20 protein-coding genes are annotated in these 22,414 nt (G+C 65.1%); 6 read left to right on the top strand and 14 right to left on the bottom strand.

Annotated elements, in window-relative coordinates:
- Positions 1-10: 10 nt before the first annotated feature.
- A complete protein-coding gene (locus I6F37_RS20715) occupies positions 11-823 on the bottom strand; it encodes a UDP-2,3-diacylglucosamine diphosphatase (RefSeq protein WP_036015542.1) in 813 nt (270 codons plus the stop codon).
- Positions 824-1,162: 339 nt separating this feature from the next.
- Positions 1,163-1,963, bottom strand: a complete 801-nt coding sequence (gene thiD, locus I6F37_RS20710) for a bifunctional hydroxymethylpyrimidine kinase/phosphomethylpyrimidine kinase (protein WP_036015562.1) — start codon at positions 1,961-1,963, stop codon at positions 1,163-1,165.
- 320 nt (positions 1,964-2,283) lie between these two features.
- On the opposite strand from thiD, the gene I6F37_RS20705 reads away from it, so the two are divergent.
- Together I6F37_RS20705 and I6F37_RS20700 are read left to right on the top strand one after the other, a co-directional pair.
- Positions 2,284-4,263, top strand: a complete 1,980-nt coding sequence (locus I6F37_RS20705) for a PAS domain-containing sensor histidine kinase (protein WP_225152476.1) — start codon at positions 2,284-2,286, stop codon at positions 4,261-4,263.
- A gap of 102 nt (positions 4,264-4,365) precedes the next feature.
- Complete coding sequence (locus I6F37_RS20700) at positions 4,366-4,611, top strand: Lrp/AsnC family transcriptional regulator (RefSeq protein WP_018642903.1); 246 nt, start codon at positions 4,366-4,368, stop codon at positions 4,609-4,611.
- Positions 4,612-4,748: 137 nt separating this feature from the next.
- Here the strand turns inward: I6F37_RS20700 and I6F37_RS20695 are convergent, their stop codons facing one another.
- The gene (locus I6F37_RS20695) at positions 4,749-5,672 is read right to left on the bottom strand and encodes a cytochrome c (protein WP_225152474.1); all 924 of its coding nucleotides are present in this window, start codon (positions 5,670-5,672) and stop codon (positions 4,749-4,751) included.
- A gap of 147 nt (positions 5,673-5,819) precedes the next feature.
- Here I6F37_RS20695 and I6F37_RS20690 point away from each other — a divergent pair, with 147 nt between their 5' ends.
- The gene (locus I6F37_RS20690) at positions 5,820-6,239 is read left to right on the top strand and encodes a CHRD domain-containing protein (RefSeq protein WP_109143143.1); all 420 of its coding nucleotides are present in this window, start codon (positions 5,820-5,822) and stop codon (positions 6,237-6,239) included.
- A gap of 212 nt (positions 6,240-6,451) precedes the next feature.
- Here I6F37_RS20690 and I6F37_RS20685 read toward each other — a convergent pair whose 3' ends face one another.
- The 4 genes from I6F37_RS20685 to I6F37_RS20670 form a co-directional block, all read right to left on the bottom strand.
- Positions 6,452-7,735, bottom strand: a complete 1,284-nt coding sequence (locus tag I6F37_RS20685) for a cystathionine gamma-synthase family protein (protein ID WP_109143142.1) — start codon at positions 7,733-7,735, stop codon at positions 6,452-6,454.
- 229 nt (positions 7,736-7,964) lie between these two features.
- Entirely contained in the window at positions 7,965-8,414 is a 450-nt protein-coding gene (locus tag I6F37_RS20680) for a cytochrome c (protein ID WP_057028751.1), read from the bottom strand.
- A gap of 129 nt (positions 8,415-8,543) precedes the next feature.
- Positions 8,544-10,853, bottom strand: a complete 2,310-nt coding sequence (locus I6F37_RS20675) for a xanthine dehydrogenase family protein molybdopterin-binding subunit (protein WP_225152472.1) — start codon at positions 10,851-10,853, stop codon at positions 8,544-8,546.
- 199 nt (positions 10,854-11,052) lie between these two features.
- Entirely contained in the window at positions 11,053-11,319 is a 267-nt protein-coding gene (locus I6F37_RS20670) for a hypothetical protein (RefSeq protein WP_225144360.1), read from the bottom strand.
- Between the two features lie 262 nt (positions 11,320-11,581).
- On the opposite strand from I6F37_RS20670, the gene I6F37_RS20665 reads away from it, so the two are divergent.
- Positions 11,582-12,046 carry a hypothetical protein gene (locus tag I6F37_RS20665; protein ID WP_225152470.1) on the top strand — a complete coding sequence of 155 codons (465 nt, stop codon included), beginning with the start codon at positions 11,582-11,584 and terminating at the stop codon, positions 12,044-12,046.
- A gap of 14 nt (positions 12,047-12,060) precedes the next feature.
- On the opposite strand, the gene I6F37_RS20660 is transcribed toward I6F37_RS20665, so the two are convergent.
- The 6 genes from I6F37_RS20660 to I6F37_RS20635 form a co-directional block, all read right to left on the bottom strand.
- On the bottom strand, positions 12,061-12,456 hold the full coding sequence (locus I6F37_RS20660) for a DUF1127 domain-containing protein (protein ID WP_225152468.1): 396 nt from the start codon (positions 12,454-12,456) through the stop codon (positions 12,061-12,063).
- A gap of 256 nt (positions 12,457-12,712) precedes the next feature.
- Positions 12,713-14,239 (bottom strand): murein biosynthesis integral membrane protein MurJ, encoded by a 1,527-nt coding sequence (murJ, locus tag I6F37_RS20655; protein WP_225152466.1) that lies wholly within the window; start codon positions 14,237-14,239, stop codon positions 12,713-12,715.
- A 214-nt stretch (positions 14,240-14,453) separates the two neighbouring features.
- Positions 14,454-15,605, bottom strand: coding sequence for a DegT/DnrJ/EryC1/StrS aminotransferase family protein (locus I6F37_RS20650; protein WP_225152526.1), 1,152 nt, complete (start codon positions 15,603-15,605; stop codon positions 14,454-14,456).
- 38 nt (positions 15,606-15,643) lie between these two features.
- The gene (locus tag I6F37_RS20645) at positions 15,644-16,648 is read right to left on the bottom strand and encodes a Gfo/Idh/MocA family protein (RefSeq protein ID WP_036032059.1); all 1,005 of its coding nucleotides are present in this window, start codon (positions 16,646-16,648) and stop codon (positions 15,644-15,646) included.
- Positions 16,649-16,830: 182 nt separating this feature from the next.
- Complete coding sequence (locus I6F37_RS20640) at positions 16,831-18,243, bottom strand: mannose-1-phosphate guanylyltransferase/mannose-6-phosphate isomerase (protein WP_057028743.1); 1,413 nt, start codon at positions 18,241-18,243, stop codon at positions 16,831-16,833.
- A gap of 7 nt (positions 18,244-18,250) precedes the next feature.
- Positions 18,251-19,240 carry an SDR family NAD(P)-dependent oxidoreductase gene (locus I6F37_RS20635; protein ID WP_036015799.1) on the bottom strand — a complete coding sequence of 330 codons (990 nt, stop codon included), beginning with the start codon at positions 19,238-19,240 and terminating at the stop codon, positions 18,251-18,253.
- 240 nt (positions 19,241-19,480) lie between these two features.
- Here I6F37_RS20635 and I6F37_RS20630 point away from each other — a divergent pair, with 240 nt between their 5' ends.
- On the top strand, positions 19,481-20,440 hold the full coding sequence (locus I6F37_RS20630) for a lysylphosphatidylglycerol synthase transmembrane domain-containing protein (RefSeq protein ID WP_036015797.1): 960 nt from the start codon (positions 19,481-19,483) through the stop codon (positions 20,438-20,440).
- Positions 20,437-21,456, top strand: coding sequence for a glycosyltransferase family 4 protein (locus tag I6F37_RS20625; protein ID WP_036015796.1), 1,020 nt, complete (start codon positions 20,437-20,439; stop codon positions 21,454-21,456). The genes I6F37_RS20630 and I6F37_RS20625 overlap by 4 nt, the downstream gene beginning before the upstream one ends.
- Here the strand turns inward: I6F37_RS20625 and I6F37_RS20620 are convergent.
- Entirely contained in the window at positions 21,444-22,391 is a 948-nt protein-coding gene (locus I6F37_RS20620) for an NAD-dependent epimerase/dehydratase family protein (protein ID WP_036015795.1), read from the bottom strand. The two genes, I6F37_RS20625 and I6F37_RS20620, sit on opposite strands and share 13 nt — an antisense overlap.
- Between the last annotated feature and the right edge of the window lie 23 nt (positions 22,392-22,414).

Genomic DNA, 22,414 nt, shown 5'->3' with positions numbered 1-22,414 from the left:
GTGGTCCTTGTTATGCAGCTCTGGCTGCGACCTGTGGCACCTGCTCCGGCTTCCGCAACTGATCCGCCCAGGTGATGATCTCGAAATGGCCGTCGTCATGCTCGACCAGGGCGGTGCAGCTCTCCACCCAGTCGCCGCAATTCATGTAGCGGATGCCGGCCTCGTCGCGGATCACGGCGTAGTGGATGTGGCCGCAGATCACGCCGTCGGCCTGGTGACGCCGCGCCTCGGCGGCGAGCGCCTGCTCGAAGGCGCCGATATAGTTGACGGCGTTCTTGACCTTCTGCTTCGCCCATTGCGACAGCGACCAATAGGGCACGCCGAACATGCGGCGGAAGAAGTTGACCAGGCGGTTCATCTGGATCGCGAAGTCGTAGGCCTTGTCTCCGAGATGGGCGAGCCAGCGCGCGTTCTGCACCACGAGATCGAAGATGTCGCCGTGAATGACGAGATAGCGCTTGCCGTCGGCGCCGGTGTGAACCGTGTTCTCGACCACGTCGATGCCGCCGAAATGCGTACCGTAATAGTTGCGCAGGAACTCGTCGTGATTGCCGGGAATGTAGATGACCTTGGCGCCCTTGCGCGCCTTGCGCAAAAGCTTCTGGACGAGGTCGTTATGCGATTGCGGCCAGTGCCAGCTCGATTTCAGCGCCCAGCCGTCGACGATGTCGCCGACGAGATAGATCGTATCGGCATCATGGTAGCGCAGGAAGTCGAGCAGAAGATCGGCTTGTGAACCGCGGGCCCCGAGATGGACGTCGGAGATGAACAACGTGCGAAAGCGCCGCTCCGGGCTCTCGTCACTCACATCGTAACTTCCCATGCGCCAGCCTGTAACAATGTCCCGTGACAGGGGGATGACCGATTGAACCCTTGAGGCACCTTCAAATACGAATCACGCCTTGCCTCGCCCTCCCCGCGAATATCAGTCGCATGCGACAATCAGGCGACATGGCGCCGCAGGGGCGCAAGCCCCCGCTCTTCTCTGAGGCAAACCTCCCCGCGGCACATCCTTCGAGACGCCCGCCCTTGGCGGGCCCTCAGGATGAGGACCGAGTGTGCGGCCCTAGCTTCAACGGGCACAGTGCTGCTTAGCCTCATCCTGAGGAGACCGCTGGAAGCGGTCGTCTCGAAGGATGGGGCGCGCGTTCAGGTGCCCGCCTCAGTAGAACTTGTGGAAATGATGGATCGGCCCGTGGCCGTGGCCGACGCTGAAGCGGTCGGCGGCGGCGATCGCGGCGCTGATCCAGGCCTTGGCGTTGCGCACGGCGGCCTCGAGGTCCTCGCCCCTGGCCAGCCCGGCCGCGATGGCGGAGGACAGCGAGCAGCCGGTGCCATGGGTGTTACGGGTGGCCACACGCGGCGCGGCGAGCGCGATCGCGGTCTCGGCAGTGACGAGATAGTCGGTGCTCTCGGCGCCCTCCCCGTGCCCGCCCTTGATCAGGACGGCGCGGCAGCCCAGCGCCAGCAGGCGGCGTCCCTGGCTTTCGATGTCGGCCTCGCTCGCCGCCACCGGCGCATCGAGCAGGGCCGCAGCCTCCGGCAGGTTCGGCGTGATCACGGCAGCCAGCGGCATCAGCCTGGTGCGCAGGGCGTCGACGGCTTCAGCGGCGAGCAGGCGGTCGCCGGAGGTCGCCACCATGACGGGATCGAGCACGACATGCCGCGGCGCCCAGCGCGAAAGCGCGGCCGCGATGGCATCGATGCTGGCGGCTTGGGCCACCATGCCGATCTTCACCGCACCGATGTCGAGGTCGGAGAACACCGCGTCGATCTGCTCGGTGACGAACCCGGCCGGCACCGCGTGAATGCCGGTCACGCCGCGCGTGTTCTGCGCCGTCAACGCCGTGATCACGGAGGCGCCATAGACGCCGAGCGCGGCAAAGGTCTTCAGGTCCGCCTGGATGCCGGCGCCGCCGCTCGAATCGGAACCGGCGATGGTGAGTGCGACCGGGGTCGTCATCGCGGGAGACATGTGCTTGAGGAGGCCACCATGGCCTCTCGTAGCGCGACCGTGGAACGTCAGCAAGCGCGCCGGGCCGCCGCCAGGCGTGATTCGCGAATCGATTGCGCGCCTTGCGAATCAGTCGGACACCGCGCGGACCAAGGCCCGCAATGATGCGGGCTTGAAAATGCAACGGCGCCGGACCCTTGCTATAGTCGCGTACCTTAGCGTGCTTCGCCGGTTACGCGAGACGTCAGGTGGTGGAACCGTCCAGCGCCCCCATGTTGCGGGCCGCCGGCCCTGCAAGCCACCTGAACAAGACTCCTTGGGGTGGAACGATGTGGGCCTTCTTCGAACGTCTCCTCGACTCGTCCATGCTGTCGCCGCACGGCATCTGCCTGTTGTGGGAGCCTCAGCTGATCTGGCTTCACGTCGTTTCCGACGCCAGCATTGCCGCCGCCTATTTCTCGATCCCGTTCGCCCTCGCTATCCTCGTCACCAAGCGGCGCGACCTCAAGTTCGGCTGGGTCTACTGGGCGTTCGCGATCTTCATCATGGCGTGCGGCCTGACCCACGTGCTGTCGATCTATACGCTCTGGGTTCCGATCTACGGCATCGAGGGCATGCTCAAGGCCGCCACGGCGGTCGCGTCGGTCTTCACCGCCGCCGCGCTCTGGCCGCTGCTGCCGAAGATCCTCACGATCCCCTCGCCGTTCGAGCTGCGCCAGGTCCAGGCCGCGCTCGAGGAGGAGGAAATCAAGAGCCGCGACGCCACGCTGCTGCTGCAGCAGGTCCGCGACGCCCAGCGCGCGATGCGCGAGAGCGTGGCGCGCCTCACCGCGATCGTCGAGACCGCGGTCGACGGCGTCATCCTGCTCGATGCGCAGGACCGCATCCTGCTGTTCAATCCGGCCTGCGAGCGCTTGTTCGGCTACCGTGCCGACGAGGTGATGAACCGCAACGTCGGCATGCTGATGCCCGAGGCGGATGCAGCATCCGAGCGCCAGGCGCGGCATTTCGCGACCGGCGGCGAGGCCGTCGGCCTGCGCAAGGACGGCACGACGTTTCCGATGGAGCTGTCGGTCGGCCAGGCGCGGCAGGACGGCGAATTGATCTTCGTCGGCATCGTCCACGACCTCACCGCGCGCAAGCTGACCGAGCAGCAGCTTCAGCAGGCGCAGAAGATGGAGACGGTCGGTCAGCTCTCCGGCGGCATCGCGCACGACTTCAACAATCTGCTGACCGTCATCATCGGCAATGCCGAGCACCTGAGCGAGCAGCTAAAGGCGAGGCCCGACCTCGGGCGCTTTGCCGACGACATCTGCCAATCGGGCGAACGGGGTGCCGAGCTGACGCAGCGCCTGCTCGCCTTCAGCCGCCGCCAATTGCTGCGGCCTCAGACGATCGATTGCCGGAGCCTGCTCGATTCCATGTTCAAGCTGCTCAAGCGCACCTTGCGCGAAGACATCGAGATCAGGACGACCTCCGGGCCCGGCACGATCCTGGCCTTTGCCGACCGCGCCCAGCTCGAATCCGCCGTGCTCAATCTCGCGCTCAACGCGCAGGATGCCATGCCATCGGGAGGCCACCTCACGCTGGCCACGGAGCTGGTCACGATCGAGGATGATGACGGTGCCGTTCACCGGGAGGTCGCACCCGGCAGCTACGCCCTGATCGTGGTTACCGATGACGGCGAAGGCATGACGCCCGAGGTCGCCGCACGCGCGTTCGAGCCGTTCTTCACCACCAAGGAGGTCGGCAAGGGCTCGGGCCTCGGCCTCAGCATGGTCTACGGCTTTGCCAAGCAATCAGGCGGCCATGTCTCGATCTACAGCGAGGCTGGCCTTGGGACCACGGCCAGGATCTACCTGCCGCGCGCGAGCACCGGTAGGTCGCAAGCCGATCTTCCCGACGGCGAGGACACGGCGCCGCGAGGCTACGAGACGGTCCTGATCGTCGAGGACGATCCGTTCGTCCGCTCCTCCGTCATTCGCAGGGTGGAAGCGCTCGGATATCGCGTCGTCGCCGCGGTCAACGGCAAGGATGCCTTGCAGCAGCTGCAGGGCGATCCCGGCATCGACTTGCTGTTCACCGATATCGTGATGCCGGGCGGCATGAGCGGCTGGGAGCTCGCCGATCAGGCGCGGCGGGTGCGTCCCGGCCTGCCGGTCCTGTTCACCTCGGGCTACGCGCTGGAGACCTTGGTCGAGCAGGGCCGCGCGCAGGCGCGAGCGGTCGTGCTGACCAAGCCCTACCGCAAGGTCGAGCTCGCCCAGCGCCTGAGGGATGCATTGGCCGCCGCAGTGGTCCCATCCTAGCATCGCGCCCGAATGCACCTCGGATGATCCAGCAAGTTCGCTTGCTAAATCCAGCCGGTTTTGGCCTATTAGCCGGAAGAATACGCTTTCGGAGTGCCCGCGATGGTTCCTTTTTTCGTTCAGATCAAGTGCAAGCTCGGCCAGTCCTATACGGTGGCCAATGCGCTTGCCGAAGCCGAGATCGCCTCCGAGATCTACTCCACGGCCGGCCAATACGACCTCCTGGTGAAGTTCTACGTCGACAAGGATACCGACATCGGCCACTTCGTGAATGAGAAGGTGCAGGTGCTGCCGGGCATCCAGGACACTCTCACCATCATCACCTTCAAGGCGTTCGGCACCGGCTAAAGCATGATCCGGAAAAGTGCGAAGCGGTTTTCCGGAAAGATCATGCGTAAACAACAACCTAAAGCGCGATGATGATTCATCCCAATCTCATCGCGCTTTAGATCACGCGCAAAACAACGGCCGAAGCGCCGGCAGCGCTAGCCGCCCTCCTTGCGCTTGGGCGGTGTCGGTCCCTGCACCGGCGGCAGCGACTTCAGATAGGCGGCCATCGCGGCGCGGTCTTCCGCGGTAAGTTGCGCCAGATTCTTGATCACCGCCCGCATCGCGCCCGAAGCGCTGTCGCCCTCGGGCAGGTCGCCGGTCTCGAGAAAATCCGCGATATCCTTCTCGCTCCAGTTGCCGATGCCCTGCTGCGTGATGTTGGGCACCCAGCCCTTCCCTTCGGGATTGGGCCCACCGGCAAAGCGCTGGCTGGCGATGATGCCGCCGAGCGCATTGCGCGGGCTGTGGCATTCGGCGCAATGGCCGAAAGCGTTCACGAGATAGGCTCCGCGATTCCATTGCGGCGAGCGCGCGGCGTCCGCGACGAACGGCGCGGTGTCCATGAACAGCAGCTTCCAGATGCCGACATTGCGGCGGATGTTGAACGGAAACGGCAGCGCGTGGTCGCCCACTGTGCCGGACACCGGCGGAAGCGTCTTCAGATAGGCAAAGAGATCGCGGACGTCGTCGACACTGGCCAGATGATAGGACGTGTAGGGAAAGGCGGGGAAATAGTGCGTGCCCGTGGGCGAGATGCCGCGCATCACGGCGTTGACGAAATCGGCCTCGCTCCAGCGGCCGATCCCGTAGGCGGGATCGGGGGAAATATTGGGGACGTAGAACGTCCCGAACGGCGAGCCCAGCGCCAGCCCGCCGCCGAGCCGCAGGCGATCGGGCTGATTGGGGGTGGCATGACAGGACGAGCAGCCGCCGGCGTTGAACAGCTCCTGCCCGTTGGCGAGATCGGCGTTGCGTGTCGGCGCCGGCAAGGCCAGCACGGCCGGGGCGGTCAACCACCAATAGAGTGCGAACGCCGCGGCGGCGGCGATCAGGGCGGCAAGGAGCGTTCGTCGCAACATTCGATCATTCCATCGTGAACGCGCGAACTTAAGGGTCATGCCGCGCTCGATCCAACCACGAATATTTTAGACGGCCCGGATGTAATGCCGGAATAAACCGCATGACGCACTGTTTGAAAAGCAATCAGGCGTCAACAGGAGAAAGCCATGACCAAAGCCGTTTTTGCCACACTGGTATTCGGAGCCGCCGTTGCATTCGCCGCCCCGGCCAGCGCGGAGAAACTGAAGGCGACGCTGGACGGCAAATCCGAAGTCCCCGCCAACACCAGCAGCGCGACCGGAACGGCCGATCTGGACTACGACGCTGCCAGCAAGAAGCTGTCCTGGACCGTCACCTATTCCGGCCTCTCGGGCCCCGCCACCGCCGCGCATTTCCACGGGCCTGCCGAAGCCGGCAAGAACGCCGGCGTCGCGGTCCCGATCCCGAATGCAGCCTCGAGCCCGGTCAAGGGCGAAGCCACGCTCACCGACGCGCAGGCCGCCGATCTGCTCGGCGGCAAGTACTACATCAACATCCATACCGCGGCGAACCCGGCCGGCGAGATCCGCGGTCAGGTGACGAAGTAAAGCGAAAACGCGGGCTTCGTCGCGGAAAGGCCGGACGCAAGGAGGGAGCGTCCGGCCTTTTCGATTCCAAGCAACTTCGTAGCCCGGATGGAGCCAACGGTCGGCGCGAAGCGCCGCCCGTTGGTGCAATCCGGGAGCCCTGCGCGTTGCGGACAGGTCCCCGGATTTCGCTGCGCCCCATCCGGGCTACGACGCTACGACTCTGACCGTGCTCAAGCCGCGTTCAGCGCCTGCGCGAGGTCGGCGATCAGGTCCGACGGGTTCTCGATGCCGATCGACAGCCGGATCGTGGAATCGAGCACGCCGATCTTTTGGCGGATGTCGGCGGGAACGCCGGAATGGGTCATCGTCGCCGGCAGGCTTGCGAGCGATTCCGTGCCGCCAAGGCTCACCGCCAGCTTGAGGATCTGCAGCGCGTTGAGGAATTTCACCGCCGCCTCCTTGCCGCCGACGATGTCGAACGAGAACGTCGAGCCCGCGCCCAGGCATTGCCGCGCGAACACACGGCCGGACAGCGAGCCCTGCTCGTGGTGACCGAGGTAGTGCACCCTGGCGACCTTCGGATGGTCGCGCAGGAAGTCTGCCACGAGCCGCGCATTCGCATCGGCCTTCTCCATCCGCAGGCTGAGCGTCTCGAGCGAGCGGTTGATCATCCAGCACGAATGCGGATCGAGCTGGGTGCCGATGGCGCCGCGCAGCGCCTTGATGCCTTTCATGATCGCCTTCGATCCGAGCGCGGCGCCCGCGATCAGGTCGGAATGACCGCCGACATACTTTGTCAGCGAATACAGCGACAGATCCGCGCCGTGCTCGATCGGCCGCTGAAACACCGGCCCGAGCAGCGTGTTGTCGCAGGCGATGACCGGCGTATGTCCCTGGGCCTTGCCGATGGAATCGGCGATGCGGCGGATCATTGCGATGTCGACGAGGCCGTTGGTCGGATTGGCCGGCGTCTCGATCAGGATCATCGAAACCCGCCCCTTGCCCATGGCCTCCTCCGAGGCCTGCTTGACCGCCGTCTCGTCGATGCCGTCGGCAAAGCCGACGGCGCCGATCGACAGGCGCGCGAGCGTGTTCGTCAGCAGCGTCTCCGTCCCGCCATAGAGCGGCTGCGAGTGCAGGATGACATCGCCCGGGCGAACAAAGGCCAGAATCGTGGTTGCGATCGCTGCCATGCCGGACGAGAACAGCGCGCAACTCTCCGTGCGCTCGTAGATCGCGAGCCGATCCTCGACGATCTCGCTGTTGGGATGATTGAAGCGCGAATAGACCAGGCCCGCGCCCATGCCTTCCGGCGGCTCGCGCCGTCCGGCGACGTAGTCGAAGAAGTCCTGGCCATCCTCGGCGGTCTTGAACACGAAGGTGGAGGTCAGGAACACCGGCGGCTTGATGGCGCCCTCCGACAATTGCGGATCATAGCCATAGGTCAGCATCAGGGTTTCCGGATGCAGCATATGATTGCCGATATGGGTCTTGGAGGGGAACGGTTTTGCCATGGCCTGTCTCGCGGTTGATCGAGGTGCTCGCCGCGCGCTGGGAATCCCGACGTGAGGATGCCGGGAGGAGACTCGTGTGAGCGCACGGCCGTTGGCGCAAGGATAGCCGCTCTCGCGGCAATCCGTCAGGCCTTGCGGACGGAAGTTCCTGCGGGCCGCGGTCAAGAGAAAGGCGGTTGCTTTCGCAACCGCCCTTCTGAAGTCCTTGGTAGCCCGTTAACTGCGCCCGCTATTTCAATTTCACGCGATAGGTTTCGTGACAATCATTGCAGCGGTCGTTGATCGCCGTGTAGGCCGCCTTCAGGCCCGCGACATTGGTGATCTTGCCTTTGGCGTCGGCGATCGCCTTCTGCACCGGCGGGATCTTGGCATCGAAATCGGCCTTGTTCTGCCAGACCTTCGGCGAGGAACCATAGGTCGCGTTGACGACATCCTGCTTGGGATTGATCTCGAAGGTCTTGGCGATCTTGGCAACATCGGCCTCGATGCTGGCGATGGCCTCATCGGCAGCCTTCTTGTCGAAGGGAATATCGCCCTTGCTCATCTTCTGAAGCACGCCATACTGATTCTTGGCGATCGCTCGCATCAGATTGTCCTGCTGGACGGCAATCTCCTGTTGCGCCATGACGGCGCCCGCGCCCAGCACGAGGGCGCCCGCGACAATCATCGTCCGTTTCATTGGTTCGTTTCTCCGGCTCTCGAGACGTTCGGGGAATGAGACTGTCACCGGCTTCGCGCGAAGCCGGGACCCATCATGGGTAGAACCCCGCGCGGCGGGTTTATTCCCGTGCGCGCGGGAAGCGCGGCTTCACAAGCTGTGACGGCGGTGATGCTCGCTGATCGCAACCCACACCCGCTCGGGCGTTGCCGGCATGTCGATGTGGTCGATCTTGTACTCGCGCCAGAGCGCATCGACGATGGCGTTGACCACGGCCGGACAGGAGCCGATCGCGCCGGCCTCGCCGGCCCCCTTCACGCCCATCGGATTGGTCTTGCAGGGCACGTTGTGGGTCTCGAAAACGAAGGCCGGCCCGTCCGCCGCGCGCGGCAGCGCATAGTCCATGAAGGTCGCGGTGATGAGCTGGCCGTCGGTCGGTCCATACACCACCTGCTCCATCAAGGCCTGGCCGATGCCCTGCATGGCGCCGCCATGCACCTGGCCGGCCAAGAGCAGCGGATTGAGCGTCTTGCCGAAATCGTCGACGATCACGTAGTTGACGATTTTGATGATGCCGGTCGCCGGATCGATCTCGACCTCCGCAACATGGGTGCCGTTGGGATAAGTGCCGTCGGCGCTGGCAAAGGTCGCGCTACCGTTCAGCTTCGATGGATCGACGCCGGGCCGCTTGGCCAGGTCGGCAAACGAGATCGAGCGGTCGGTGCCGGCGATCCGCACCACGCCTTCGGAGATTTCGAGGTCGCCCGCGCTGGCTTCCAGCGCCTGTGCCGCGATCTCCTTCAGCCTCGAACCGAGCTCGCGCGTGGCGCGCTCGACGCTGACGCCGCCGGAGGGGATCGAGGCCGAGCCGCCGGTGCCGAGGCCGGTCGCGATCTCGTCTGTGTCGCCCTGGCGAACATGCACGCGCTCGGGCGCCACGCCGAACTGTTCGGCGACGATCTGCGCATAGGCGGTCTGATGGCCCTGCCCGCTCGATTGCGTGCCGATCAGCACGGTGACGTCGCCATTGGCATCGAGGCGGACGTTGGCCGTCTCTTCACCCATCACGCCGCAAATCTCGACATAGCTCGCAAGCCCGATGCCGCGGATCAGGCCGCCCTTCTTGGCCGCCTTGGCGCGCTTGGGGAATTCCTTCCATTCCGCGATCTCCATCGCGCGCTTCAGGTGCGCGGCGAAGTCGCCGGAATCGTAGACCTTGCCGGTCGCGGTCTTGTAGGGCAGCGCCTTCGGAGGGATGAAATTCTTGCGGCGGATGGCATCCGGCGTCATGTCGAGCTTTCGCGCGCAGGCATCGACGAGGCGCTCGATGACATAGGCGGCTTCGGGCCGGCCCGCGCCGCGATAGGCATCGACCGGCACGCTGTGGGTGAAGATCGTGCGCACCCGGCAATGGAAGGCCTGGATGTCGTAGAGGCCGGGCAGCATGCCGGCGCCGCCATGCGGGATGTAGGGCCCGAAGGTCGACAGATACGCGCCCATGTCGCCCATGAGGTCGCAATCCATCGCGAGGAACTTGCCGTCTTCAGCCAGCGCCATCTTGGCAGTGGTGACGTTGTCGCGGCCCTGCGCATCGCCCATGAAATGCTCGGAGCGGTCGGCCGCCCACTTCACCGCCTTCTTCAGTTTGCGCGCAGCGACGGCCATCAGGGCATATTCCCGATACGGAAACAGCTTTGTGCCGAACCCGCCGCCGACGTCGGGGCAGATCACCCGCATCTTGTCGGTGGGGATGTTGAGCACGTTCTGGCAGAGGATGTCGCGCAGACGGTGGCTGCCCTGGCTGCCGACCGTCAGCGTCAGATGGTCGCGCTTGGAATCGTATTCGCAGACCGCCGCACGGGTCTCCAAGAAGCTTGCAACCACGCGCGGATTGACGATGGAGATCTCGGCCACTGCATGCGCTTTCGCGAAGGCAGCTTCCGTCGCCGCCTTGTCGCCGATCGAGACGTCGAACAGCACGTTGCCGGGCTTGTCGGGCCAGACCAAGGCTGCGCCTTTCTTCACGGCGTTGACGACGCCGGTCACCGCGGGCAGCGGCGACCATTTGACCTCGATCGCCTCGATCGCGTCGCGAGCCTGGTCGATGGTCTCGGCGACCACGAAGGCGATGGCGTCGCCGACGTGGCGCACCTCGTCCTTGGCCAGGATCGGGTAAGGCGGGCCGGTGAACGGATCGGTCTCGAGGTTGAACAGGCAGGGCAGATTGCCGAGATCCCCGACGTCGTCGGCCGTCAGGATCAGCGCAACGCCCGGCAGGCCGCGCGCGCGGCTCGCATCGATGCTGTATTTGGCATGCGCATGCGGCGAGCGCAGCACCAGGCAGCGGAGCGCGGCCTGCGGCGCGTAATCGTCGGTATAGCGGCCCTTGCCGCGGATGAGCGCGTCATCCTCCTTGCGCAGCACGCTTTGGCCAACGCCGAACTTGATGGGAGCCGCCATTTTATCTTCCCGTTCTCATGGTTGTTTTGTGGGCATATTGCCGTGGAAAAACTGGCAAGGCAAACGGGTTTAGGCGGGCGCAGGGGTCGCAGGTTCAATCGCGCCACGCGTGCCTCACGGGAATGCTCGGCAAGGTCCCAGCGTGATCGTGTGACGTTGACCGCGAGAGCCAAGCGCTCCCACTTAGCTGTTCTCGTGCTCACCCCCGAGCTTCAAATAGCTGATGAGCATCGGAGGCCGTGAGCGTCAGCCCGTACAAATCTTTCAGCGTCGAAATGCGTTGCAGCGTCGCAGGCTCGAACGGAGTCTTGCCTTCGAACGAATGCAGGAGAACGCCCTCCAGCAAATCACCGAGGCTCATATCCAGGTATTCGGCGAGGCCCTTCGCGACCTTGAGAATGCGCTTCTCGATCCGAACTCCCGTCTGTACGCGTTGGACTGAATGCTTGTGAGCTTCTGAGTTCATAATGTGTGACCTCGAAGACGGGGGTTTAGTCGCATCATGCCATTGCCGGACTTGCTCGGGCATCGGTCTCCAGCCCTGCAACTCACGTCCTCAGAGACCAGGTGAATCTTGGATTCGTTCGGACGCCTGCGGGGGTCGACGCTCTGACCAGGAACGATTGTTGTCACACAGGCAGAGCCTGGGCGGCCGAGTTGACCGATCCCAATTTGCCTTTTCCGTTCTAGAATGTTACCTTGGTACCACGGTAACATAGGACGCCGCCATGAGCAACAGACGTAGCTGCACGGATGCTGCAGAGGTCGCCGAACTGAGCGAGGGCTTCCTCGCGCGTACACTTCCGGGGGCACGTTTCAGCCATCGTGAACATCTGATCGTGACGAGCTACTTGCTCGCCACTGATCCGGCTCGGGACTGGCGGGTCGAACTCCCCGAGATGATCCGCGCCTACAATGTTGCCGCTGGCGGCGTGAACGACGATGTGCGTGGCTATCACCACACGATGACGATGGCTTTCTTGATGATCATCGAAGGAATTCTTGCGGAGGTCGGCCGCCGCGACATTGTCGCCGCCTGCAACGCGGTGCTGGCGTCCCCGGCAACCGAAAAGGATGTACTCTTACGTTTCTGGAGCCGCGAAGCGCTGTTCTCGCGGGAGGCCCGGCACGGCTGGATTGAGCCAGACCTTGCCGAGTTCAAGCTGCGCGCGTCAGGTCATATGCCAGCGTGAGGATCGTCGATTACTCACATCCCGCGGCTGAACAGATACCTCGTACTATCTCTGAGCGCATCGATCGCCCGCCCAAGTGCGAGATAGTTGATCTCGGCGCGCGTCAGGCCGATGTCCATCAGTTCCCTGTCGCTCAGATCCAGCAAACTGACCCGCGGGTGCAGGCGCCACTTCCCAAAAGCAGACCAATATCGCTTGAGCAGGCCCAGGAGGCGTTGCGCCGGCGCGGCTGCGGCAGCTTCTCTCCCCGACAAGGCTTGGCCCGGCGTTGCAACGGACACATTGAGGCGAGCCGCTGCCGCCAGAACCTCGTCCATGGCCTGCTTCGCGAGCGCAATGGATCGGTCGAGGCGAAGCACCGCGGCGTCGTGCTCGGCCTCGGATGAGATGTTCGTCAGTTGTGGTGGCATCGGACGCTCCTGCTGTTGAGCCGGCAGGGAGCGTGGCCAATGAAAAGGCCCCGTCCGATGCCGGCGGGGCCTGGTGGAAAAGATGTCGTCGAAATCCTAGCGCACGACTCCTCCCACCGCCCAGCCGAAGCGGGTGATGTGGTTGCGGGAGACTTTGCGCGACGATTTGATCATGACGCGCTGATATCACGGCAACCGCGCAAAATCAAGAGATGTAGGAATACCGGTTGCAGCCTGGAGGCGAACGCCGTGCTTACTAGCCGCGCAGCAGCGAGACCAGCCACTTGCGGCCGAACAGCACGAGGATCGCGAGCGCGTAGACGATCGTGCCTCCGACGGCGAGCAGGACAAGTGTCAACTCGTCGTGGAAGTGCATCGCGCCAAGCCAAGGGCCGCTGAAACGTGCAATCAGCCAGAACGCGGCGGCGAGGATGAGGCCGCTTAGCAAGAACTTGGCGAGCGACAGCAGCCAGGCACGGTCGAGCACGAGAAAGCCGCGCCGCACAGCGAAGAACAGCACCAGCAAGAGATTGGTCCAGACGCCGACGGCGGTCGCCAGCGCGAGACCGATCTGGGCGAGCGATCCCATCAAGGCAACCTTCAGCGCGACGTTGACGGCGATGCCGGTCAGCGACGCGCGGACCGGCGTTGCGGTATCCTTGCGGGCATAGAAGGTCGCGACCGCACTGCGGATCAGCACGAACGGGATGAGGCCGATGGCATAGGCCGCGAGCGTCGCACCGGCGGCGGCGGCATCGGCCTTGGAGAACGCACCGCGGGCGAACAGTGCGCGCATGATCGCATCGGGCACGGTGAGGAAGGCCGCGACGAACGGGATCGAGAATAGCAGCGTGAAATCGAAGGCACGGCGCTGCGCGCTCAGCGCACCGTCGTGGTCGTTTGCGGTGATCCGCCGCGACATCTCCGGCAGCAGCACCGTGCCGATGGCGATGCCGATGACGCCGATCGGCAGCTGGTTGAGCCGGTCGGCATAATAGAGCGCCGACAGCGCACCGGCGGGCAGGAACGTCGCAATGATGGTGTCGGCGAACAGCGCGAGCTGCGTGCCCATCGAGCCCAGCGTCGCAGGTCCGAGCGCTTTGAAGAAGCCGCGAACGTCCTCATCAAGCTTCAAGGGCGCAAAGCGCGGCAGGCCGCCATGGCGGGCGAGATCGCCCGCGAGCAGGAAATATTGCAGGAAGCCGGAGATCAGCACGCCCCAGGCCGCGGCATGGCCTGCGGTCGGAAACCAGACGGCAACCGCCAGCGTCATCATCATCGCGACGTTGAGGAAGATCGAAGCGGCCGCGGCGCTGGCAAAGCGCTGCATCACGTTGAGCATGCCGCCATAGAGCGTCACCAGCGTGATCAAGAGCAGATAGGGAAAGGTGATGCGGGTCAACTCGATCGCGAGCTTGCGCTGCTCGGCATCCTCACCGAAGCCTGGCGCCAGGATGCTCATGGCCTGCGGCATGAACAGCCAGGCGGCGATCAGCAGCACCACCTGCGAGGCCAGGAGCAGCGTGAAGATGCGGTCGGCGAACAAATGTGCGGCCGCCTCCCCCTTCTCGCCATGGACATGGGCATAGGCCGGCACCCAGGCGGCGTTGAAGGCGCCCTCGGCGAAGATCGCGCGGAAATGGTTGGGAAGCCGCAGCGCCACGAAAAAGGCGTCGGCCACCGGCCCGGCACCGAGGATCGCCGCGAGCATGATGTCGCGGGCAAACCCCGTCAGCCGCGACAGCAGCGTGTAACCACCGACCGTGAAGATGCGTCCGAGCATGCGGATTGTTGTAGAGACTTATCGGACGGAGGTCGATGCATCTTGCGATGCGCATTACTGCGCCCTCTCCCCTTGCGGGAGAGGGCAGCACCGCAGGCAGATACAGACTCAATCGGGTGAGGGGTATCTCTCAGCGCATGCCGTACGGAGGGAGACCCCTCACCCGGCTTCGCTTCGCGAAGCCAACCTCTCCCGCAAGGGGAGAGGGAAGAACTCAGCCCGCCAGCGCGCCGCGGACGGCGGCGATGATTCGCTCCTGATCGGCCTCGGTCAGGTAGGCATGCATCGGCAGGCTGACGACGTCCTGCGACAGGCTCTCGCAACCCGGCAATCCGCCCTCGGCGACCGGGTACTGTTTGTAGGCGGTCTGCTGGTGCATCGACTTGCCGTAATAGATCGCGGTCGGCACTCCCTGGGCTTTTAGCGCGGCAGCGAAGCCGTCGCGGTCGATACCCTTGGGAAGACGAATGGTGTACTGCGCCCAGACCGAGGTGTTGCCGGGCGCAAGCCGCGGCACGGTGACGACATTGGACAGGCCGCGCGCATAGCGCTCCGCGACCTTGTTGCGGGCGGCGATCTCGTCGTCAAAGATCTTCAGCTTCTCGATCAGAACCGCGGCCTGCATCGTGTCGAGCCGGCCGGTGAGACCGAGGCGGACGTTGTCGTACTTGTCGACGCCCTGCCCGTGCACGCGGATGCTGCGCAAGGTGGCGGCGAGCTCGTCGTCATCGGTGAAGATCGCGCCGCCGTCGCCGAAGCAGCCGAGCGGCTTTGCCGGGAAGAAGCTGGTCGCAGTGGCGTGGCCGAGGGTGCCGAGCTTGCGGCCCTTGTAGCTCGCGCCAAAGGCTTGCGCGGCGTCGTCGAGCACGAACAGGCCTTCGGCCCTGGCGATCTCGGCGATGGCGTCGTGATCGGCGGGCTGGCCGAACAAATCGACCGGAATCACCGCGACGGGCTTGAGACCGGCCTTGCGGGCGGTGGCGATGCCGCGCTTGAGCGATTCCGGGCTCATGTTGAAGGTGGTCTCGTCGACGTCGACATAGACCGGCGTCGCGCCGGTCCGCGCCACCGGCGAAGCGGTCGCGATGAAGGTGAAGGACGGACACAGCACGGCATCGCCGGGCCCGACATTCCTGGCCATCATCACCATCAGGATGGCGTCGGTGCCGCTGGCGCAGCCGATCACGTGCTTGGCGCCTGAGTAGGCCGCAAGCTGCTTCTCGAGCTCGAAGACCTCCGGCCCGTTGACGAACTGGCAATGGTCCATCACGCGCTTCACGGCCGCATCGAGCGAGGCGCCGAGCCGGCGGCGCTGCGAGGCGACGTCGATGAAGGGAATGGGTTCGGAACGTAAGTGCTGGTTCATGACGCCTTGTGACGTTTGAGCGGTCGACATGGAAGGGATCAGCCGGCGACGCGGCGCGGCCCCTTGCGCGCGGGTGACGTCGCCGCAGGACGCGAGGGCCTCTCCAGGCATTGCGTGGCGATCTCGAGGCTGGCGACGCCCTCGTCGCCCGTCACTGCCGGCGTCTCGCCGTTGCGCACCGCCTTGAGGAACGCGATCAGCTCGGCGCGAAGCGGCTCGTCATGGCCGACCGGCAGATGCCGCATCGAGTAGCTGCCGTCCGGCTTGAAGCCGAAGCATTCGGTGACCTGGCGCGTCAAGAGATCGCCCATCACGTATTTGCCGCGCGTTGCGACCGTGACGCTGCGCGCCTTGAACGGCGTCAGCCAGTTGGTGTTGATGTGGGCGAGCACGCCGCTCTCGGTCCGGAACTGCAAGAGCGCGATGTCCTCGCGCTCGGCGACCGCGCTCGACAATTGCGGCTGCACCTCGACGATGTCGGATTCGGTGAACCAGCGGATCAAATCGATGTCGTGCACGGCAAGATCGATGACGACGCCGACATTGGACATGCGCGGCGGGAACGGGCCGACGCGGGTGATCGCGATGGAGAGAATGTCCTCGCCCGCGATCGCCTGCTTGACCGCGGCGACCGCCGGATTGAAGCGCTCGACATGGCCGATCATCAGCGTGACGCCCGCCTTGTGCGCGGCGGCGACGATCTCGCGGCCCTCTTCCACCGTGGATGCGATCGGCTTCTCGACCAGCACGTGGATGTTCTTGGCGATGCATGCGAGCGCGACCTCGTGATGCAGATGGGTCGGTGCCGCGATGGTGACGGCATCGACGCCTTCGGCGAACAGCTGGTCGAGCGTCTCGAAGCTTTCGCAATTGGCGAGCTCCGTGGCCCGCGCACGATGTGCCGGCGAGGGATCGACGACGCCGACGAGGCTGACGCCGGGCAGGCCGCTGAGCACGCGCGCATGGTTGCTGCCCATCACGCCGGCGCCAATGACACCGACGCGCAAGCCGGCCTTTGCCGGTGCAGATCCCCTGGAAGTCATCTGAGCAAACCCCGATTCAACGCAAATCCCCGGGCCGCTTCTAGCACGGACGCCACATTTGTGGCGAATGCCGCCCTGGCGGGCCGGACACGATTTGATTCAAAAAGTTACACGTTCCCCGGGCCTTAGGCCGAAAAAGATACCGCTTCTCGGCCCGGGTCGCGTGATTCGGAGTTTGCTGGTTACGACCTTTGATAGTCGTCTTCAATCCGGATGATGTCGTCTTCCCCCAGATAGCTTCCAGTCTGGACCTCGATCAGCTCCAGCTGGATCTTGCCGGGATTCTCCATCCGGTGGACGGCGCCCATCGGGATGTAGATCGACTCGTTCTCGTGCACCGTCTTCACGGTCTCGTTGACGGTCACCTGCGCCGTGCCGCGGACCACGATCCAGTGCTCGGCACGATGATGGTGCTTCTGCAGCGACAGCCGCCCGCCCGGCTTCACCACGATGCGCTTGACCTGGTGGCGCTCGCCATTGTCGACGGATTGATAGCTGCCCCAGGGCCGGTGCACCTTGAGATGCTCTTCGGTGACTTTCGGCGCGACCGACTTCAATTTCGTCACGAGGCGCTTCAGCCCGTTGGCATCCTTCTGCCGCGAGACCAGCACCGCGTCCGCGGTCGCGACCACGACGAGATCGTCGACGCCTTCGAGCGCGACCAGCGCGGAATCCGTGGTGACGTTGCAATTGCGGGAATCCTCGAACACGGCGGTGCCGTGCGCGGCATTGCCCTGCGCGTCCTTCTCCGACAGCTCCCATACCGCATGCCAGGAGCCGACGTCGGACCAGCCGCACGACACCGGCACCACGGCGGCGCGCGAGGTCTTCTCCATCACTGCATAGTCGATCGAGATCGCCTTGGCCGCGCCGAACGCCTCGGGCTCCAGCGTGACGAAGCCGAGATCGCGGCCGGCATTGTTGACGGCATTGGTGACGGCCTCGACGCTTGCCGCATCGACCCTGCGATATTCGTCGAGCAGCACGCTCGCCGGGAACATGAAGTTGCCGCTGTTCCAGAGATAGCCCGAATTGACGTAGTCGGAGGCCTTCACCGCGTCCGGCTTCTCGACGAAGCGCGCAACCGCCTGCACCTCGCCCGCGATCACGTCGCCCGGATTGATGTAGCCATATTCCGTTGCCGGCCGCTCCGGCTTGACGCCGAAGGTGACGATGCGCCCGGCATTCGCGGCGGTGAGGCCCTCGCGACAGGCGGCGACGAAGGCGGCATTATTCTGCACGACGTGATCGGCGGCGAGCGCGAGCACGATCGCCTCGCTGGCGCGGTTCTGCGCAAACACCGCGCCGGCTGCGATGGCAGGGCCGGAATCGCGCCGCATCGGCTCGAGGATCACGTCGGCCTCAATGCCGATCTCGGCGAGCTGCTCCAGCACCATGAAGCGGTAGGAGGCGTTGGTGATGACGATCGGCCGGTCGAACAAAGAGGGATCGGACACGCGCAGCAGCGTGTCCTGGAACGTCGAGCGCGTGCCGAACAGCGGCAGGAACTGCTTGGGCCGAACCTCGCGCGAAGCGGGCCACAGCCGCGTGCCGGCACCGCCGCACATGATCAGGGGGATTATGCGTTTGTCCATCGTGATCTCAAACCTTGAAATGGTCCCGATACCAGGTGACGAAGTTATGAACCCCATGCTCGATCGGCGTTGACGGTGCAAAGCCGGTGTCGCGCGAGAGATCCTCGACATCCGCGAACGTTTCCAGCACATCTCCCGGCTGCATCGGCAGCAATTCTTTGATCGCCGTCCGGCCCAGCTCCCGCTCCAGAAGACCGACGACGTGCATCAGTTCCTCCGGATGATGATTGCCGACATTGTAGAGCTTTGACGGCGCATTTGCGGCAGCCGGATCGTCCGCAGGCACGAGATCGATTAGCTTGGACACGACGCGCGTCACATCGTCGATATAGGTGAAATCGCGGCGCATTTTGCCATGGTTGAAGAGCCGGATCGGCTTGCCGGCCATGATGGCGCTCGCGAACAGAAACATGGCCATGTCGGGGCGGCCCCATGGCCCGTAGATGGTGAAGAACCGCAGCCCCGTGACCGGCAGGCGATAAAGATGGCTGTAGGACTGCGCCATCACCTCGTTCGCCTTCTTGGTCGCGGCGTAGAAGCTGACCGGATGGTCGGTGCGGTCCGCAACCGCAAATGGCAGTTTTGTGTTGGCGCCGTAAACGGAGGATGACGAGGCGTAGACCAGATGACCGCAGCCATTGTTGCGGCAGCCCTCCAGCACGTTGAGAAAGCCGACGAGATTGGAATCGGCGTAGGTCTGCGGCTGCTCGATCGAGTAGCGCACGCCGGCCTGCGCGGCCAGATGCACGACTTTGGCAAAACGATGTTGCGCGAACAGCGTCGCCATGGTCTCGCGGTCGGCGAGATCGGCCTCGATGAACGAGAAGCGCGGCTGGTCCCGGAGCAGAGCAAGGCGCGCTTTCTTCAGCGCCGGATCGTAATAGCTGTTGAGATTGTCGAGCCCGACGACGGCGCGACCTTCGCCCAGGAGCTGCCGGGCGACGTGGAAGCCGATGAAGCCGGCCGCACCCGTGACCAAAATCGCCCGATCCGTCATCCTGTTCCCTGGGTGATCCCTCGCCCGATCCTGTCTAGCCGCCACCTCGACGGGGTCGCAATAGGCTCCCCGCTCCTTCACGCGATCTCCTCATGGCGTCCTTAACGACGCCTCCTTAACGACGCCTCCTTAACGACGGCTATTGCAAGATCGGCGCCAAAACCATACCAAAGCGGCCGAATTCGGCGCCTCGCGTCGGGTTGCCTCCAAATCTTAGCAAACCCTGTTCATGCGGACGAGATGCGCCGAATCCTGTTGTCGACGGCCAAGATCCTGATTTCCGCGGCGCTGCTCTATCTGGCGCTGCGCAAGGTCGACCTATCCGAGCTGTTTTCCCGATTCACCCTGACCAGCCTGTTCTGGCTCGGTGTCGCGATCGCGGTCACGTTCCTGCAGATCTTCGTCGGCGTGCTGCGCTGGCGCGAGATCAGCGCCGCCTGCGGCGCGCCGCTCGAGCTCGGCCGCGCCATGCGATACAACGTGATCGGCTCGTTCTTCAACCAGACGCTGCCGTCGGCGATCGGCGGCGATGCGGTGCGCCTGTGGCTCGTCGCCCGCGCCGGCGCCGGCTGGCGCACGGCGACCTACTCGATCTTTGTCGACCGCGCCATTGGCCTGGTCGCGCTCGCGATCTTGATCGTCGCCAGCCTGCCCTGGAGCTACACCCTCATCACCGATCCGCACGGTCGCTCGGCGCTGCTGCTCATCGACCTCCTGGCGCTCGCCGGCGGCCTCGGCTTCCTGATCTTCGGCGCGCTGAAATGGCGCTGGCTGAAGACCTGGTGGGCAACGCATCACATCCACGCCTGCGCCGTCATCGCCAATCGCGTGATCTTCAGCGGCACCCGCGGCCCCGTCGTCGCGATCCTGTCGGTCCTCGTTCACGTGCTCGCCGTCGTCATCGCCTGGTGCGTCGTGCAGTCGATTGGGGCCCCGGTTCGCTTCAGCGACGTCTTTCTGCTCGTGCCGCCGGTGATGCTGATCACGATGATGCCGATCTCGATCGCCGGCTGGGGCGTGCGTGAGGCCACGATGAGCCTTGCGTTCGGCTTCGCGGGACTTTCCGCCAACGAGGGCGTCAACGTCTCGCTGCTGTTCGGCGCCGTGTTCTTCCTGGTCGGGGCAGTCGGCGGCCTGGTCTGGATCCTCAGCGCCGAGAAAGCCGCGCAAGGGTCGGCCGCGATCGGAGTGCCGGAGTGAATTCGGCTGCCGATGCGCTCGCCGGCGCGGCCCTGCTGCTTGCCGTTGCGGCGGCCGTGCTGATCTCGGCGCTCGTGACCTGGACCAGCCGCCCCCTGCTGCAGCGCTACGCGCTGGCGCGGCCGAATGCGCGGTCCTCCCATCGCGTGCCGACCCCGCAGGGCGCCGGCATCGCGGTGATCGCCGCGACGCTGATCGTTGCCTCGCTGTGGGGGGTCTCCGCCAATGTCGCGATCCCGCCGGCGCTGGTCGCTGCGACAATCGTGATCGCGCTGGTCGGCTTCGTCGACGACATCGTATCGCTGCCCGTGCTGGTGCGCCTGGTGCTGCAGGCCGCCTGCGTCGGCGCCGTGGTGTTCACCGCCCCCGACACCGCGCGCATCGTGCCGGCGCTGCCGCTCGCGCTGGAGCGCGGCCTCATCGTCCTTGCCGGCGTCTGGTTCGTGAACCTCGTCAACTTCATGGACGGGCTCGACCTGATGACGGTGGCGGAAGTCGTTCCGGTCACCGCTGCGCTGCTGCTGCTGGGAATGCTCGGGGATCTCCCATGGCCGGCCGTGCTGATCGCCACCGCGCTGTGCGGCGCCATGCTCGGCTTCGCGCCGTTCAACCGTCCTGTCGCAAAAGTCTTCCTGGGCGATGTCGGCAGCCTGCCGATCGGCCTCCTGCTCGGCTGGTGCCTGCTCGAGCTCGCCTTGCACGGACAAGCGGCTGCGGCGCTGCTGCTGCCGGCCTACTACCTCGCCGATGCCACCATCACGCTGTTTCGGCGCATCGCGCGCCGCGAGCCGTTCTGGTCGGCGCACCGTTCGCATTTCTATCAGCGCGCGACCGACAACGGTTTCTCGGTGTCCCGGGTGAGCGGCGAAGTCTTCCTGCTTAACCTCGTGCTCGCAGGGCTGGCGATCCTCGCCGTTCGCGCCGCGACGGTGGCCGTCACGCTGCCCGCGCTGATCGCCGGCGCCATCGCGGTCGCCCTCCTGCTGCGCCGCTTCTCCCGGCCTCAGGCGTCCTGAGCCGACACGGCGAGCCGCAGCCCCTCGTCGAGCGAAACCTCCGGCCGCCAGCCGGTCGCGAGCGCCTTGGAGACGTCGAGCTCGAGCGAGCCGATCAGGCTGTCATGCATGTCCTGCCGGCCGATCATTCGGAAAAGCGCGCTGAGCAAGCCCGGCGGCAAGCCGAATAGTCGTGGGCTCTTGCCGGACGCCTTCGCCAGACGCGCGATGAATTCGGGCGTCGAGAACTGCTCGCTGTCGGCGAGCAGGAATATCTCGAAATGGCCGGCCGCATCTGGATGAGCGAGCCGGTGCAGGATGAAGGACGACAGGTTCTGCACGGCAAGGAAGGCGCGGCGATTGCGGATCGCGGCGAACGGCAACGGCACCCCAAGGTTCATCGCGCGCGTCAACAGAGCGAAACTTCCCTTGGCGCTCGCGCCATAGACCATGGGCGGCCTGATCACGGAGATCTTCATGTCGCTCTCGCCCGCGAGCGTCCTCAGGCCTGCCTCGGCCGCCGCCTTGGACGTCCCGTAGAGGCCGCGCGGCGTCGGGACGTCGTTCTCGTTGAACGGGGCCCTGCCCTCGTTGCTGCGGCCATGCACCAGCACGGTGCTGATGAAGATGAAATGGCGCACGCCCGCCTTCGCCGCAGCGCGCGCCAGGTGCACCGTGCCGGCGGTGTTGACGTCCTGGTAGAGCTGGGCTGCATGCTCCTCGCGCCTGTGATGCACGCGCGCGGCAAGGTGGACGACCGCCTCCACCCCCTCGAGCGCGGCCCGCCAGTCGGTGTCGGGGCCGATCGATTCGACCACGACCTCGCCGTCGATGCCCTGCCGCTTGCGGACGACGGGGCGGACCGACCATCCCTTGCGCACCAGCGCCTGCCCGAGGTGACGGCCGATGAAGCCGCTCGCTCCCGTCACCAGCACGACCGGTTTGCGTTCGCTCATCGTCGCTCCCCGAGCGCTGGATT

The sequence above is a fragment of the Bradyrhizobium sp. NBAIM08 genome (genome assembly GCF_020193935.1).
GTDB classification, from domain to species: domain Bacteria; phylum Pseudomonadota; class Alphaproteobacteria; order Rhizobiales; family Xanthobacteraceae; genus Bradyrhizobium; species Bradyrhizobium yuanmingense.
The sequence above is the reverse complement of the archived record's forward strand: the minus strand, read 5'-3'. Positions and strand labels throughout refer to the sequence as shown.

Bases quoted from the DNA above. Each gene is read 5' to 3' on its own strand.
- I6F37_RS20715 (WP_036015542.1), bottom strand. From the start codon at position 823: ATGGGAAGTTACGATGTGAGTGACGAGAGCCCGGAGCGGCGCTTTCGC.
- thiD (WP_036015562.1), bottom strand. From the start codon at position 1,963: ATGACGACCCCGGTCGCACTCACCATCGCCGGTTCCGATTCGAGCGGC.
- I6F37_RS20705 (WP_225152476.1), top strand. From the start codon at position 2,284: ATGTGGGCCTTCTTCGAACGTCTCCTCGACTCGTCCATGCTGTCGCCG.
- I6F37_RS20700 (WP_018642903.1), top strand. From the start codon at position 4,366: ATGGTTCCTTTTTTCGTTCAGATCAAGTGCAAGCTCGGCCAGTCCTAT.
- I6F37_RS20695 (WP_225152474.1), bottom strand. From the start codon at position 5,672: ATGTTGCGACGAACGCTCCTTGCCGCCCTGATCGCCGCCGCCGCGGCG.
- I6F37_RS20690 (WP_109143143.1), top strand. From the start codon at position 5,820: ATGACCAAAGCCGTTTTTGCCACACTGGTATTCGGAGCCGCCGTTGCA.
- I6F37_RS20685 (WP_109143142.1), bottom strand. From the start codon at position 7,735: ATGGCAAAACCGTTCCCCTCCAAGACCCATATCGGCAATCATATGCTG.
- I6F37_RS20680 (WP_057028751.1), bottom strand. From the start codon at position 8,414: ATGAAACGGACGATGATTGTCGCGGGCGCCCTCGTGCTGGGCGCGGGC.
- I6F37_RS20675 (WP_225152472.1), bottom strand. From the start codon at position 10,853: ATGGCGGCTCCCATCAAGTTCGGCGTTGGCCAAAGCGTGCTGCGCAAG.
- I6F37_RS20670 (WP_225144360.1), bottom strand. From the start codon at position 11,319: ATGAACTCAGAAGCTCACAAGCATTCAGTCCAACGCGTACAGACGGGA.
- I6F37_RS20665 (WP_225152470.1), top strand. From the start codon at position 11,582: ATGAGCAACAGACGTAGCTGCACGGATGCTGCAGAGGTCGCCGAACTG.
- I6F37_RS20660 (WP_225152468.1), bottom strand. From the start codon at position 12,456: ATGCCACCACAACTGACGAACATCTCATCCGAGGCCGAGCACGACGCC.
- murJ (WP_225152466.1), bottom strand. From the start codon at position 14,239: ATGCTCGGACGCATCTTCACGGTCGGTGGTTACACGCTGCTGTCGCGG.
- I6F37_RS20650 (WP_225152526.1), bottom strand. From the start codon at position 15,605: ATGAACCAGCACTTACGTTCCGAACCCATTCCCTTCATCGACGTCGCC.
- I6F37_RS20645 (WP_036032059.1), bottom strand. From the start codon at position 16,648: ATGACTTCCAGGGGATCTGCACCGGCAAAGGCCGGCTTGCGCGTCGGT.
- I6F37_RS20640 (WP_057028743.1), bottom strand. From the start codon at position 18,243: ATGGACAAACGCATAATCCCCCTGATCATGTGCGGCGGTGCCGGCACG.
- I6F37_RS20635 (WP_036015799.1), bottom strand. From the start codon at position 19,240: ATGACGGATCGGGCGATTTTGGTCACGGGTGCGGCCGGCTTCATCGGC.
- I6F37_RS20630 (WP_036015797.1), top strand. From the start codon at position 19,481: ATGCGCCGAATCCTGTTGTCGACGGCCAAGATCCTGATTTCCGCGGCG.
- I6F37_RS20620 (WP_036015795.1), bottom strand. From the start codon at position 22,391: ATGAGCGAACGCAAACCGGTCGTGCTGGTGACGGGAGCGAGCGGCTTC.